This window comes from Burkholderia sp. BCC1996, assembly GCF_905339955.1.
Taxonomy (GTDB): domain Bacteria; phylum Pseudomonadota; class Gammaproteobacteria; order Burkholderiales; family Burkholderiaceae; genus Burkholderia.
Window position 1 is genome coordinate 1 of the sequence record NZ_CAJPHM010000011.1, and the last position, 12,821, is coordinate 12,821.

A 12,821-nucleotide genomic window follows, 5' to 3' on the forward strand; every position below is an offset into this window, starting at 1 on the left:
GGTCCTCGCCTCTGTAACGGGAGGCGACTTCCACACCACCATCCATACCAAGGACGGCGTGCCGTCGGTCGACGCCACGCCATCCATCTCCGCCGTCCACGGCGGGATTTCTCGGAGCAACTGATGAAACCGCACGCGCGTACAGAAAAGCAGGCCGTCGATGCGGCGGACCTGCATCACGAAGCCGGCGCGCCGGCCGCTGCGCGGTCGCTGCCGTACGAAACCATCGCGCTCGTCCTGCAGGGCGGCGGCGCGCTCGGCGCGTATCAGGCCGGCGTATTCGAAGGGCTGCACGAAGCGGGCGTTCCGCTCGACTGGATCGCAGGCATCTCGATCGGCGCGCTCAACACCGCGCTGATCGCCGGCAATGCACCCGAACATCGCGTCGAGCGGCTGCGCCAATTCTGGGAAACGATCTGCCAGCCGGCGTTCTTTCCCGCGATTCCGGCCGCGTTCGAATTCGCGCTGTTCAACAGCATCGACCAGGTCCGCACGTTCTTCACCGCATCGCAGGCCGCAAGCGCGATGATGCAGGGCCAGCAGGGCTTCTTCTCGCCGCGCTTCCCGCCGCCGCTGCCGGGCGTGTCCGATCATCCGGAAAAGATCAGCTGGTACGACACGTCGGCACTGCGCGCGACGCTGCTCAAGCTGTGCGATTTCGACCGGATCAACTCGGGCGAGACGCGCGTGTCGGTCGGCGCGGTCAACGTCGGCACCGGCAACTTCGTGTACTTCGACAACTCGCGCATCCGCCTCGAACCCGAGCACTTCATGGCGTCCGGCGCACTGCCGCCCGCGTTTCCGCCGGTCGAAATCGACGGCGAGTATTACTGGGACGGCGGCGTCGTGTCGAACACGCCGCTGATGGAAGTGCTGCGCGCGCGTCCGCGGCGCGACACGCTCGCGTTCCAGGTCGATCTGTGGAGCGCGCGCGGGCCGCTGCCGCGCACGATGGCCGACGTCGCGGAACGCACGAAGGACGTGCAGTATTCGAGCCGCACGCGTTTCGTCACCGATACGCTGCAGCGCGAACAGCGCTACCGCAACGTGCTGCGCCACGTGCTCGAGCAGGTACCGGAAGAGCAGCGCAAGAACGACCCGTGGTGCATCGAGGCTGAAGCGATGTCGAGCGGGAAGAAATACAACATCCAGCACCTGATCTATCAGCAGAAGGCGTACGAGCACCACTACAAGGACTATCAGTTCGGTCTGTCGACGATGCGCGACCACTGGTGCGCGGGTCTCGACGACATCCGCAAGACGCTCGCGGTCAAGGACGGCCTCGCGCTGCCCACCAACGACGCGGGCTTCGTCACGCACGACATTCACCGCCGCCGGTGATGCCGTATGCGACGGACCGGCGCGCAGGCTGCGCCGGTCCGTCCTTTGTTCCGATTCGACATGCCGATCTTCATTGCGCTATTCGCGCTCATCGCCCTGGGATGGGGCGCCGTCCACCTGTTTCACGTCATCGCCGCGCAGTTCGGCCAGCCGGTCGCGATCGCGGCCGCCGTGCTCGCCGCCGCGATCCTGATCGCGCTGATCGCATGGTGGATCAAGCGCCGCCGCGACATCGCACCGAACACGAAGGAACAAGGCTGGACCCACATCGTGCATCGCGCGTGGGGCGAGCTGCGCGTGTCCGCGACGCAGGGGCTGCTGTGGCTGTCGCACGACGGCGCGGACGGCCGCTATACGTTGTCGCAGCTCGACGGCTGCGAGGCGGCGCCGATCGGCGGCCGCTGGCATCTCGTCGTGCGCGTGCGCGACACGGTGCGCGGCGAATGGAAACTGCCGATGATGGACAAGCGCGATGCGCAGCGCTGGGCGCGCGTGCTGATGCTCGCGAAGGACAACCGGCTGTAGGACGGCGGCGCGGTTCCCTGAGCGCCCTAGCGCGCGCCGAGCGCCCACAACGCGTCGAGCACGTGCTGGGTCGACCGCTCGACCGGGCCGGCCCGATGCGCGATGCCCAGTTCGCGCCACAACGCCGGACGCAGCGGCCGCATGACGATGCGTGGGTCGGGCAACGGGGCGCCCGCCTCGTGCGGCAGTAGCGTCGCGCCGTAACCCGCGGCGACCAGGCTCTTGATCGCATCGTTGTAGTTGAGTTCGATGCGCGGCTCGGGCCGGTGGCCGCCGAGCGCGAACCATTCCGTCGTGAGCCGCGACAGGCGGGTGGTCGCATCGTTGAGAATCAGCGGGCGCGCGGCCAGATAGGCCGGCGTCACGCGTGCCGGCAGCCGCCAGTCCGCGGGCAGAAAGGCCAGCACCGGATCGCGCCGCCACGCGCGGATCGACAGCCCCGCGACCGCTGCCTGCGGCAGGGCGACCAGCCCGACGTCGAGCGAACCCTGCGCAAGCCGCGCCAGTGTGTCGTGCGACGTGAGCACCGCGATCTGGACATCGATGTCCGGATGCTGCTCGCGCAGCCGGGCCACCGCCTGCGGCAACAGATGCGCGATCGCCCCGGTCGATGCGCCGAGGCGCACGCGCCCGGTCAGGCCCTGCACCTGCCGTTCCACGTCGTCGAGGGTCGACTCGACCTCGGCCAGCAGACGGCGCGCCCGCTCCACCAGCACCGCACCGATCGTCGACGGCTGCACGTTGCCGCGCGTGCGCGACAGCAATGGCGCACCGATGCGGCTTTCGAGTTCGGCGACATGAAGACTGACCGTCGGCGGCGCAAGATGCAGCAGCTGCGCGGCGGCCACGAAGGATCCCTGGTCGGCGATTGCGACCAGCGTACGCAGCCGGTCCAGACTGATCTCGCGCATGCCCACCTCTCGTTCAGGAAAACTGAATCCGGTCATCAGGAAATTCAACTTTTCCTATTCTAGGCGTTCGATGGACGATACGGCTTTCCCGATGCCCGAAACGAGGAACGCGACCATCATGAGCCTCCCTACTGTCTATATCGACGGCGACCAAGGTACGACCGGACTGCAGATCCACGAGCGCCTGCGGGATCGCACCGACCTGCGGCTCGTCACGCTGCCGGACGCCGAGCGCAAGGACCCCGCGCGGCGCGGCGAAGCGATCAACGCGTGCGATATCGCGATTCTGTGCCTGCCCGACGCCGCCGCGCGCGAAGCGGTCGGCTTCATCCGGAATCCGGCTGTACGCGTGATCGATGCGAGCTCGGCCCATCGCACCGAACCGGAATGGGTCTACGGTTTCCCCGAGATGGCCGACGGGCACGCGCAGACCATCGCACGTGCACGGCGCGTCACCAATCCGGGCTGCTATCCGACAGGCGCGGTCGGGCTGCTGCGGCCGCTGCAACAGGCCGGCCTGCTGCCGCGCGACTACCCGGTGAGCATCCATGCGGTGTCCGGTTACTCGGGCGGCGGCCGCGCCGCCGTCGACGCATTCGAATCGAACGACGCCGCGCGCGCGAAACCGCTGCAGGTCTACGGCCTCGCGCTCGCGCACAAGCATGCGCCCGAGATCCAGCTGCATGCCGGGCTCGCGCACCGTCCGCTGTTCGTGCCGGCTTACGGCGCCTATCGGCAGGGCATCGTGCTGACGGTGCCGATCGAGCTGCGCCTTCTTCCGGCCGGCGTGACCGGTGAGTTGCTGCACACGTGTCTCGCGCACCATTACGCCGGCGCGCGCCATGTCGAGGTCACGCCGCTCGCGGATACGCGCACGATCACGCATCTCGATCCGCAGGCGCTGAACGGTACGAACGACCTGCGGTTGAGCGTGTTCGTCAATGACGATCACGGTCAGGTGCTGCTGTCCGCCGTGTTCGACAATCTCGGCAAAGGGGCATCCGGCGCGGCCGTGCAGAATCTCGACCTGATGCTCGGCGCGGCGAGCGCTGCGCAAGCGGCTTGAACGCCGGAGCCGCGGGTGTGAGCCGCGGTTTGGTTGCGGGTGCGGGTGCGGGTGCGGGTGCGGGTGCGGGTGCGGGTGCGGGTGCGGGTGCGGGTGCGGGTGCGGGTGCGGGTGCGGGTGCGGGTGCGGGTGCGGGTGCGGGTGCGGGTGCGGGTGCGGGTGCGGGCATCATCGTCGGTCGGGCCCGTGCCTCGCGGCCATCGACGTATCGCTGCCTGTTGCATCGTGTCGGCCCATGACACGATGGCAGCCCCAAACGGGCTGTGCCGACGTCGCAGACATGCCCCCGTAAAAGCTCACCTTTCACCGATTTCAGCCCGCATCGTCGCTCGCCGCGGCATTCAACCCGGCGAGCGCCTCCGCCAGAAAATCGACGCACACGCGCACCTTCGCCGAAGCCGCGACGCGTTCCGGATAGACCGCCCAGATGTTCGCCGGCTGAATCACGTCCGGCAGCACGCGCCGCAGCGCGCCGCGTTCGATCAGCGGCCCCGCCTCCCAGATCGAGCGCAGCACGATCCCGCGCCCGGCCAGCGCCCATTGCACGGCCACCTCGCCGTGGTTCGTCGATAGCGCGCCGCCGACCTTCACCGTTGCCGTTTCTCCGCGCAGGTTCAGCCGCCACACGCCGAACGGATGGTCGCGCTCCTTGATCGCGAGGCAGTCGTGCGACGCGAGATCCGCGAGCGTGCGCGGCGTGCCGCGTCGTGCGAGATAGTCGGGCGACGCACACAGCACGCGGTAGTTCGCGGCAAGGCGGCGCGCGATCAGGTGATCGGCGATCTCGTCGCCGATGCGCACGTCGAGGTCGTAGCCTTCGCCCGCGACGTCGACGAGCCGGTCGAACAGATCGAGCCGCACGTTCAGCTGCGGATAGCGCGCGGAGAAGTCGAGCAACGCCGGCGCGACGACATGGCGGCCGAAGCCGAAGCTGCTCGAAATGCGCAGCGTGCCGCGCGGCACCGTGCGTGTGGTCGAGACATCCTCGACGAGATGATCGACGTCGTCGAGAATCTTCTCGGCACGCGCGAACACGCGTTCGCCGGCCTCCGTGACCGTCACGCGGCGCGTCGAGCGATGCAGCAGCCGCGTGCCGAGCTGCGCCTCGAGCAGCGCGATGCGCTTGCTCACGTACGCGGGCGACACCGCGAGCTGCTCGGCGGCCGCGCTGAAGCTCGTCAGGCGGACGACCAGGCTGAAGACGCGCAGGTCGTCGAGATTCGGCGATTTGTTCACGATTCGTGGAAAGTCGATTAACCTTTCGCACGATTTTAATCTGAATGGAAATAAATAAAATGGCGTCACGTTCCGCTGCGCACGCTGCCGGCGGCCCGAACAGCCAAGGAGGCTTGCATGAGCGACAAGACTTACAGGATTGCCGTCATCCCCGGTGACGGCATCGGCCGTGAAGTGATGCCCGAGGGCCTGCGCGCGCTCGACGCCGTGACGGCGCGCTTCGGCATCCGTTTCCAGTTCGAACAGATCGACTGGGCGAGCTGCGACTACTACGTGCAGCACGGCAAGATGATGCCGGACGACTGGAAGGCACAGCTGTCGGACATGGACGCGATCCTGTTCGGTGCGGTCGGCTGGCCCGCGACGGTGCCCGACCACATTTCGCTGTGGGGTTCGCTGCTGAAATTCCGCCGCGAGTTCGACCAGTACATCAACCTGCGGCCCGCGCGCCTGTTCGACGGCGTGCCGTCGCCGCTCGCCGGCCGCAACGCGGGCGATATCGACTTCATGATCGTGCGCGAGAACACCGAAGGCGAATATTCGTCGGTCGGCGGCACGATGTTCGAAGGCACCGAGCGCGAAGTGGTCATGCAGCAGTCAATCTTCACGCGTCACGGCACCGAGCGCGTGCTGAAGTTCGCGTTCGAGCTCGCGCAGCGCCGCGCGAAGCGCCTGACCGTCGCGACGAAGAGCAACGGCATCGCGATCAGCATGCCGTGGTGGGACGCGCGCGCGGCCGAGATGGGCGAGCGCTATCCCGAGATCGCCGTCGACAAGCAGCACATCGACATCCTGTGCGCGCGCTTCGTGCTGCAGCCCGACCGCTTCGACGTCGTGGTCGCGTCGAACCTGTTCGGCGACATCCTGTCCGACCTCGGGCCGGCCTGCACGGGCACGATCGGCATCGCGCCGTCGGCGAACCTGAACCCGGATCGCACGTTTCCGTCGCTGTTCGAACCGGTGCACGGCTCCGCGCCGGACATCGCGGGCCAGTACGTCGCGAACCCGATCGCGATGATCTGGTCGGCGGCGATGATGCTCGACTTCCTCGGCAACGGCGCGGGCCGCGAACGCGAAGCGCACGATGCGATCGTCGCGGCGATCGAGGACGTGCTGCGCACCGGGCCGCGCACGCGCGATCTCGGCGGCCAGGCAAGGACGCAGGAAGTGGGTGAAGCGATCGCGGCGCGGATCGCCGGCTGACGGAACGATGCGCAGGGTGCGCGCAGGTGGTCGATGGATGCGTGTTCAGGGGTGAGCAACTCGACCGGCTGCCGCGCACCCTGGTTGATTCCGATGCGCGGGCCTGGATGCGCGCGTGTCGGTATCGATGTCGATTTCGAACGGTGAGCAACGCGATGCGGTGACACGCACGGTCACGTGTCGATCCATCGCCGTAACCGGCATCACGTCGAAGTCGAGCGGTGAGTTGCATCGCGCATCGCTACACACCGATCGAATCCCGCCAGTGTCGATGTCGCATTCGATTCGCGCGCGGGCAACGCAACGAAAGCGCGAGCACTGCAATGCGCACGGCGCTTCCGTCAGCGCAATCGCGCCGTTTCCTGCGAAGAATGATCGGTGAGACGCGGGACGTGAAGCATCACACCGTCCCGCACGGAATCGCTCCTTCTCCCGAAAACTCTCACCTCAATACACGGCTCCCGAATTTCCTCACCGTTGAGCACAGGCGGCACGCTCGATGCGTGATCGAACGCGTTCACGCGTCGTCATCGTGCTGCATCACAGCCCGAGATCGGACAGGCCGGGATGATCGTCCGGACGGCGGCCGAGCGGCCAGTGGTACAGGCGATCCGCTTCGCGAATCGGCAGATCGTTGATGCTCGCGTGGCGATGCGCCATCAAGCCGTTTTCGTCGAACTCCCAGTTTTCATTTCCGTATGAGCGGAACCAGTTGCCGGCGTCGTCATGCCATTCGTACGCGAATCGCACCGCGATGCGATTGCCGCCGAACGCCCACAGCTCCTTGATCAGCCGGTAGTCGAGCTCGCGCGTCCATTTCCGCTGCAGCAGGCCGACGATCTCGTCGCGGCCCGTCACGAACTCCGCGCGATTGCGCCACCGGCTCTGCGGCGTATAGGCGAGCGACACGCGCTGCGGGTCGCGCGTGTTCCACGCATCCTCCGCGGCGCGCACTTTCTGGCGCGCCGTGTCGAGCGTGAAGGGCGGAACGGGCGGACGAACTTCCGGGGAAGCGGACATGGGATGCTCCTGTTCAAGGTTGGGCTGCGCACGAACGCAGCCGGTTGGGACGCGTTACTGCGACGCTCGAGACACCGTATCGAGCAAGCATTCGGCGGCTGCGCGCGCATCGCGCGCCGCGACGGCATCGCCGCTGACGAGCGCCACGGCGATCGCGCCGTCGATCAGCACCAGCCATTGACGTGCGACGCGGGCCAGCCCGCGGCGCTCGATCCCGGCTGCGTCGGCATACGCGTCGAACCGCTCGCGCACGAACGCGAGCAAGCGCGCCTTGTGCATGCGCGCGACGATGCGCACCGGATCGTCGGCGTCGGCAATTTCACCGGACGCGTTCAGGAATGCGCAGCCGTGAAAATCGGGTTCCACGAACCAGTCGCGCAGCACATCGAACATGCCGAGCAACTGCGCACGCGGCGACTTGCCGCGCGCCAGCGTCGCGTCGACGAACCAGCGCATCCAGCGTTCGTCACGGCGCTCGAGGGCGGCCACGACCAGCGCCTCCTTCGATTCGAAATGCGAATAAAAGCTCTTTCGCGCGGCACCGGATCGCTTCACGATCGCGTCGACACCCGTGGCATGGATGCCGCCCGAGTAGATCAGCGCTTCGGCCGCGTCGAGCAGCCGGTCGCGAACGGCCGGTTCGCCGGAGAGGTCATCATGTGTGTTCATGGGTTTACGGTAGAACGATCGTTCTCCCTCGTCAACAGCCGCGTGAAAAGGCCCTGCCGTCGGAAGGGCCGATCGCCGCATGGTCCCGATGGCGAGCGGCGCATTGCAGCCGGCGTTTACGACATTTTTTCTTGAAGCTGGCGCGGGGTGCTCACTACACTTCGGTCACCCTGTCTGGCCGAAAGGACATCATGCAGCGACCGGAATCCGCACGCTCCGCGCGTGCCTATGCGGCTTATGCGAAGCGGCTCGACGGCCGCGTCGTGGTACGGCGTTTCGATCCGCGCAGCGATTCGTATGAGTCGCTGACCGCGTTGCTGCACCGTGCGTACGCGCCACTCGGCGCCGCGGGCTTCAACTGTCCGGGTGTCGACCAGCCGGCGTCGGCGACGCGCGAACGCATGCTCACCAGCGAGTGTTTCGTCGCGCTCGGCAACGCGCATCTGGTCGCGACGATCACGATGCAAGCGCACGATCCCGATTCGCGTTGCGATCCGTATCGCAGCCGACGCGTCGCGACGCTCGGCCAGCTGGCCGTCGATCCGGTCTGGCAGGACCGCGGCATCGGCCGTGCGCTGCTCGCGTTCGCGCAACGGCGGGCTGCCGCGCGTGGCGCGACGCACATCGCGCTCGATGCGCCGCATGCGGCTGTCCGGCTCGTCGACTTCTATCGTCGCGAAGGGTTTCGGTTGATCGACGTGATGCGGTTTGCAGGACACAGCTACGACAGCGCAATCCTGTGCAAGGCGGTTGGCGTAGCAGGCGAGCCGATGCCTGTATCCGACACGACATCGATCGACGTCGCGCAGCGCGCCGGAGCGGCGTCGTGAGACACGAAAGCGACGTCGATCGCGCGCGGCTCGCACTACGTCGCGCCCGCACGCGGGCAGCACTGCGCATGCGCGGGCTGGTGAAGCTGACGGTCATCACGATCACGGTCACGCAGATACTGACGCTCGCGTTCGACAGCCTGCTCGTGTTGCTGGGCGACACGCCGGAAGCCGCGACATTGCTGCTGTTCCGCTTCGTCACGTGCGCGCTGGTCAGCTTCTGGCTTCAGGCGGACGCATCGCGCGCGTATCGGCATGCAGCGCAAAACGGACTCGTGACGGTGTCCGGCGCGCATGGCGATCCGATCGAAATCGCACCGCAATGCCCGAAACGCTGGCTCGTCGTGTTGAGTCTGCAACTCGAGCCGCGACGGTCGAATGGTGAGCGGATCGAATAGCAGGCAGCGCACCGATCGATGCCGGCTGGCGGGCTGATGGGTGAGTTGCACGTCGGTGATCGGCTCACGCCTCGAGGCCGAGCCGTGACCGGGTTGCGTGGTGACGTGCTGGCGCTGACGCAGGGCAAAACCATGACACGCGATGATGCGGCAAGGGCCCACTATTCAGGCACGACAAGCGAAAACGGAAGGGCAGGAAGAAAAGGCACGCGCCGAGCGACGCGACGGAGTGGGCAGCGGAGCGGCGCTGATGGGTGAGGTGCATGCGCGATTGCATGTCACCGATGAGTGCTGCGGAATCGAAGTGCGATCGCCCTCGTATCGCTGACGAGAAACGACGTGCAGCCCGTTGAATTCCACGCCTGCGCGACACGCGGCAGCATGATCGAGCCGCCGTTCGGTACGCAAACACAGCTCCCGAATATTCTCACCTTACGCGTTTGTCGAAGCGGCCCAGCCCCGACAAACGCTCATGCCCGCACGAGCGGAGAAGCCGGCAAACGTACCGAACCGCCCCGCCGGCACTCAGACCGTCCAGTCGAGAATCACCTTGCCGCTTTCACCGGACAGCATCGCGGCGAAGCCTTTCTCGTAATCGTCCGCCGCAAAGCGATGCGTGATGATCGGCGACAGATCGAGACCGCTTTGCAGCATCGCGACCATCTTGTACCAGGTCTCGAACATCTCGCGACCGTAGATGCCCTTGATCTCGAGCCCCTTGAAGATCACCTGGTTCCAGTCGATCGCCGTCTGCGCGGGCGGAATGCCGAGCAGCGCGACCTTGCCGCCGTGATTCATCGCCTCGAGCAGGCTCGTGAACGCGCTCGGCACGCCCGACATCTCGAGACCGACGTCGAAGCCTTCCGTCATGCGCAGGTCGGCCATCACGTCGCGCAGCGACTCGCGCGCGACGTTGACCGCGCGCGTCGCGCCCATCTTGCGCGCAAGTTCGAGCCGGTAGTCGTTGATATCGGTGATCACGACGTTGCGCGCGCCGACGTGCTTCGCGATCGCGACGGCCATGATCCCGATCGGGCCCGCGCCGGTGATCAGCACGTCCTCGCCGACGAGATTGAACGACAGCGCCGTATGCGTCGCGTTGCCGAACGGATCGAAGATCGACGCGAGATCGTCGGAGATCTCGGGCGGAATCTTGAACGCGTTGAACGCGGGAATCGCCAGGTACTCGGCGAACGCGCCTTCACGGTTCACGCCGACGCCGACGGTGTTGCGGCACAGATGCCGGCGCCCCGCGCGACAGTTGCGACAGAAGCCGCACGTGATGTGGCCTTCTCCGGACACGCGATCGCCGATCGCGAAGCCGCGCACTTCCTGCCCCATCTCGACGATCTCGCCGACGTATTCGTGACCGACGTGCATCGGCACGGGAATCGTCTTCTGCGCCCAGTCGTCCCACTTCCAGATATGGATGTCGGTGCCGCAGATCGCCGTGCGGCGAATCTTGATCAGCACGTCGTTGTGTCCGACTTCGGGGCGCTTCACGCGCGTGAGCGTGAGGCCCGGGCCGCGTTCGAGCTTTGCCAGTGCTTTCATGGTCGCGCCTCCGTCAGACGATGCCGAGCGACTTGCCGACGCGCACGAACGCGGCGACCGTCTGATCGATCTGTTCGGGCGTATGCGCGGCGCTCATCTGCGTACGGATGCGCGCGCGACCGCGCGGCACGACCGGGAACGAGAAGCCGATCACGTAGACGCCTTCGGCCAGCAGCTTGTCGGCCATGTTGGTCGCAAGCTGCGCGTCGCCGAGCATCACCGGGATGATCGGATGCGCGCCCGGCACGAGCGTGAAACCCGCGGCCGTCATCTGCTCGCGGAAACGCGCGCCGTTCTCGCGAACGCGTTCGCGCAGCTTCGCCCCTTCGTCGCTGCCGAGCAGTTCCAGCACCTTCAGCGACGCCGCGGCAATGCTCGGCGTCAGCGTGTTCGAGAACAGGTACGGGCGCGAACGCTGGCGCAGCAATTCGACGATCTCGCGGCGGGCCGCGACGTAGCCGCCCGATGCGCCGCCCAGCGCCTTGCCGAGCGTGCCGGTGATGATGTCGACGCGACCGTCGACGCCGCAGTGCTCGGGCGTACCGCGGCCATGCGCGCCGATGAAGCCGACCGCGTGCGAATCGTCGACCATCACGAGCGCGCCGTAACGATCGGCGAGGTCACAGATGCCTTTCAGGTCGGCGATGATGCCGTCCATCGAGAACACGCCGTCGGTCGCGATCAGCTTGTGGCGCGCGCCCGCGGCGTCGGCTTCCTTCAGCTTCGCCTCGAGGTCGGACAGGTCGTTGTTCTTGTAACGGAAACGCTTCGCCTTGCAGAGGCGGATGCCGTCGATGATGCTTGCGTGGTTCAGCTCGTCGCTGATCACCGCGTCGTTCTCGTCGAGCAGCGTCTCGAACAGGCCGCCGTTCGCATCGAAGCAGCTCGAATAGAGGATGCTGTCCTCGGTGCCGAGAAACGATGCCAGCGCGCTTTCGAGCTGCTTGTGCACGGTTTGCGTGCCGCAGATGAAGCGCACCGACGCCATGCCGAAGCCGTCCTGGTCGAGACCGGCCTGCGCCGCGGCGATCAGGCGCGGATCGTTCGCCAGACCGAGATAGTTGTTCGCGCAGAAATTCAGCACGCCGGCACCGCCGGCGAGCCGCACGGCCGCCGCCTGGGGACTCGCGATCTCGCGCTCGGTCTTGTAAAAACCGTCCGCGCGGATCTGGTCGAGCGTCCCGCGCACCTGGGCGAGAAAGGCATCACGCATCGCAAAGCTCCTGACAGGGATTCGCATCCCGTCGCGCGCCGCTCGTGGCGGCGGCGCAACGGCCTGCTACTGTTATAGTCGGTCGTTCGGTTGACCGCATTTATCCGATATTCCGAACTAGAATTCGAAATACCGAACAACTCTAAGCGAACGGAAACCAAATGGCAAGTTCCTCCGCGTCGCGGCGCACGCCTGCCAGCGCCGCACCGCAAGCGCCGGGCGTGACGCCGCCGCGCGTCGGCGAGCAAATCCAGCGCCTGCGCAACGAGCGCAAGCTGACGCTCGACGACCTGTCGCGCGCGGCTGGCGTATCGAAGTCGATGCTCTCCGAGATCGAGCGCGACAAGGCCAATCCGACGATCGCGGTCGCATGGCGGCTCACGAATGCGCTCGGCATCACGCTCGACGAACTGTTCTCTCAGCCGAAAGCGCCGGAGACGATCCGCGTGGACGGCCCGCACGACATCCCGACGCTCGCCGGCCACGACGGCCGCTATCAATTGCGCGTATGGGGCCCGATCGACCTGGCCGGCAAGTTCGAGTGGTACGAACTGACGCTGCCGGGCGGCGGCGCGCTCGTATCGAACGCGCACGAACCCGGCACGCGCGAGCACCTCACCGTGCTGCAGGGCGCGATGGAAATCGAAGCCGCGGCGGCGAGCCGACGCCTGAAGGCGGGCGACACCGCGCGCTACCCGGCCGACACGCCGCACGCGATCCGCAACCCCGGCAAGACCGAGGCGCGCGCACTGCTGATCGTGATTCATCGCTGACGATGCGGGTAGCTGGCCGAAAGGCCAGTTGCGGAAGACACTGTATATTTGTACAGTATACGGACATTCCGCCATGCATGGC

The 12,821-nt window shown here is 66.7% G+C and carries 14 protein-coding genes; 8 read left to right on the forward strand and 6 right to left on the reverse strand.

Features of this window, described 5'->3' with window-relative positions; genetic code table 11:
* Window positions 1-123: 123 nt before the first annotated feature.
* Together U4Z64_RS17490 and U4Z64_RS17495 are read left to right on the forward strand one after the other, a co-directional pair.
* The gene (locus U4Z64_RS17490) at window positions 124-1,341 is read left to right on the forward strand and encodes a DUF3734 domain-containing protein (RefSeq protein WP_044849279.1); all 1,218 of its coding nucleotides are present in this window, start codon (window positions 124-126) and stop codon (window positions 1,339-1,341) included.
* Between the two features lie 60 nt (window positions 1,342-1,401).
* Window positions 1,402-1,866, forward strand: coding sequence for a signal peptide protein (locus U4Z64_RS17495; protein WP_321820578.1), 465 nt, complete (start codon window positions 1,402-1,404; stop codon window positions 1,864-1,866).
* A gap of 26 nt (window positions 1,867-1,892) precedes the next feature.
* Here the strand turns inward: U4Z64_RS17495 and U4Z64_RS17500 are convergent, their stop codons facing one another.
* Window positions 1,893-2,777, reverse strand: coding sequence for a LysR family transcriptional regulator (locus tag U4Z64_RS17500; RefSeq protein WP_044849281.1), 885 nt, complete (start codon window positions 2,775-2,777; stop codon window positions 1,893-1,895).
* 118 nt (window positions 2,778-2,895) lie between these two features.
* Between U4Z64_RS17500 and argC the strand changes: the two genes are divergently transcribed.
* Window positions 2,896-3,843 carry an N-acetyl-gamma-glutamyl-phosphate reductase gene (gene argC, locus U4Z64_RS17505; RefSeq protein ID WP_321820579.1) on the forward strand — a complete coding sequence of 316 codons (948 nt, stop codon included), beginning with the start codon at window positions 2,896-2,898 and terminating at the stop codon, window positions 3,841-3,843.
* Window positions 3,844-4,155: 312 nt separating this feature from the next.
* On the opposite strand, the gene U4Z64_RS17510 is transcribed toward argC, so the two are convergent.
* On the reverse strand, window positions 4,156-5,079 hold the full coding sequence (locus tag U4Z64_RS17510) for a LysR substrate-binding domain-containing protein (RefSeq protein ID WP_124666271.1): 924 nt from the start codon (window positions 5,077-5,079) through the stop codon (window positions 4,156-4,158).
* A 117-nt stretch (window positions 5,080-5,196) separates the two neighbouring features.
* On the opposite strand from U4Z64_RS17510, the gene U4Z64_RS17515 reads away from it, so the two are divergent.
* Together U4Z64_RS17515 and U4Z64_RS17520 are read left to right on the forward strand one after the other, a co-directional pair.
* Complete coding sequence (locus U4Z64_RS17515) at window positions 5,197-6,282, forward strand: tartrate dehydrogenase (RefSeq protein ID WP_321820580.1); 1,086 nt, start codon at window positions 5,197-5,199, stop codon at window positions 6,280-6,282.
* Window positions 6,283-6,397: 115 nt separating this feature from the next.
* Window positions 6,398-6,664 (forward strand): hypothetical protein, encoded by a 267-nt coding sequence (locus U4Z64_RS17520; RefSeq protein WP_321820581.1) that lies wholly within the window; start codon window positions 6,398-6,400, stop codon window positions 6,662-6,664.
* 158 nt (window positions 6,665-6,822) lie between these two features.
* Here the strand turns inward: U4Z64_RS17520 and U4Z64_RS17525 are convergent, their stop codons facing one another.
* Both U4Z64_RS17525 and U4Z64_RS17530 read right to left on the reverse strand, forming a co-directional pair.
* Window positions 6,823-7,302: a DUF1348 family protein gene (locus tag U4Z64_RS17525; RefSeq protein ID WP_012365039.1), complete on the reverse strand. Its 480-nt coding sequence runs from the start codon at window positions 7,300-7,302 to the stop codon at window positions 6,823-6,825.
* Between the two features lie 54 nt (window positions 7,303-7,356).
* The gene (locus U4Z64_RS17530) at window positions 7,357-7,971 is read right to left on the reverse strand and encodes a TetR/AcrR family transcriptional regulator (protein ID WP_321820582.1); all 615 of its coding nucleotides are present in this window, start codon (window positions 7,969-7,971) and stop codon (window positions 7,357-7,359) included.
* 191 nt (window positions 7,972-8,162) lie between these two features.
* On the opposite strand from U4Z64_RS17530, the gene U4Z64_RS17535 reads away from it, so the two are divergent.
* Window positions 8,163-8,801: a GNAT family N-acetyltransferase gene (locus U4Z64_RS17535; protein ID WP_321820583.1), complete on the forward strand. Its 639-nt coding sequence runs from the start codon at window positions 8,163-8,165 to the stop codon at window positions 8,799-8,801.
* Window positions 8,798-9,199 carry a hypothetical protein gene (locus U4Z64_RS17540; RefSeq protein ID WP_321820584.1) on the forward strand — a complete coding sequence of 134 codons (402 nt, stop codon included), beginning with the start codon at window positions 8,798-8,800 and terminating at the stop codon, window positions 9,197-9,199. The genes U4Z64_RS17535 and U4Z64_RS17540 overlap by 4 nt, the downstream gene beginning before the upstream one ends.
* Before the next feature lie 525 nt (window positions 9,200-9,724).
* Here the strand turns inward: U4Z64_RS17540 and tdh are convergent.
* A complete protein-coding gene (tdh, locus tag U4Z64_RS17545; protein ID WP_044848754.1) occupies window positions 9,725-10,753 on the reverse strand; it encodes an L-threonine 3-dehydrogenase in 1,029 nt (342 codons plus the stop codon).
* 13 nt (window positions 10,754-10,766) lie between these two features.
* Window positions 10,767-11,966 (reverse strand): glycine C-acetyltransferase, encoded by a 1,200-nt coding sequence (locus U4Z64_RS17550; RefSeq protein ID WP_124485968.1) that lies wholly within the window; start codon window positions 11,964-11,966, stop codon window positions 10,767-10,769.
* Window positions 11,967-12,127: 161 nt separating this feature from the next.
* On the opposite strand from U4Z64_RS17550, the gene U4Z64_RS17555 reads away from it, so the two are divergent.
* The gene (locus tag U4Z64_RS17555; RefSeq protein ID WP_321809965.1) at window positions 12,128-12,739 is read left to right on the forward strand and encodes an XRE family transcriptional regulator; all 612 of its coding nucleotides are present in this window, start codon (window positions 12,128-12,130) and stop codon (window positions 12,737-12,739) included.
* The last annotated feature ends 82 nt before the right edge of the window (window positions 12,740-12,821 follow it).

What these genes read in the sequence shown, in the direction of transcription:
- U4Z64_RS17555 (WP_321809965.1), top strand. Translation starts at nt 12,128, where the DNA reads ATGGCAAGTTCCTCCGCGTCGCGGCGCACGCCTGCCAGCGCCGCACCG.
- U4Z64_RS17500 (WP_044849281.1), bottom strand. Translation starts at nt 2,777, where the DNA reads ATGCGCGAGATCAGTCTGGACCGGCTGCGTACGCTGGTCGCAATCGCC.
- U4Z64_RS17550 (WP_124485968.1), bottom strand. Translation starts at nt 11,966, where the DNA reads ATGCGTGATGCCTTTCTCGCCCAGGTGCGCGGGACGCTCGACCAGATC.
- argC (WP_321820579.1), top strand. Translation starts at nt 2,896, where the DNA reads ATGAGCCTCCCTACTGTCTATATCGACGGCGACCAAGGTACGACCGGA.
- U4Z64_RS17535 (WP_321820583.1), top strand. Translation starts at nt 8,163, where the DNA reads ATGCAGCGACCGGAATCCGCACGCTCCGCGCGTGCCTATGCGGCTTAT.
- U4Z64_RS17530 (WP_321820582.1), bottom strand. Translation starts at nt 7,971, where the DNA reads ATGAACACACATGATGACCTCTCCGGCGAACCGGCCGTTCGCGACCGG.
- U4Z64_RS17515 (WP_321820580.1), top strand. Translation starts at nt 5,197, where the DNA reads ATGAGCGACAAGACTTACAGGATTGCCGTCATCCCCGGTGACGGCATC.
- tdh (WP_044848754.1), bottom strand. Translation starts at nt 10,753, where the DNA reads ATGAAAGCACTGGCAAAGCTCGAACGCGGCCCGGGCCTCACGCTCACG.
- U4Z64_RS17525 (WP_012365039.1), bottom strand. Translation starts at nt 7,302, where the DNA reads ATGTCCGCTTCCCCGGAAGTTCGTCCGCCCGTTCCGCCCTTCACGCTC.
- U4Z64_RS17490 (WP_044849279.1), top strand. Translation starts at nt 124, where the DNA reads ATGAAACCGCACGCGCGTACAGAAAAGCAGGCCGTCGATGCGGCGGAC.
- U4Z64_RS17495 (WP_321820578.1), top strand. Translation starts at nt 1,402, where the DNA reads ATGCCGATCTTCATTGCGCTATTCGCGCTCATCGCCCTGGGATGGGGC.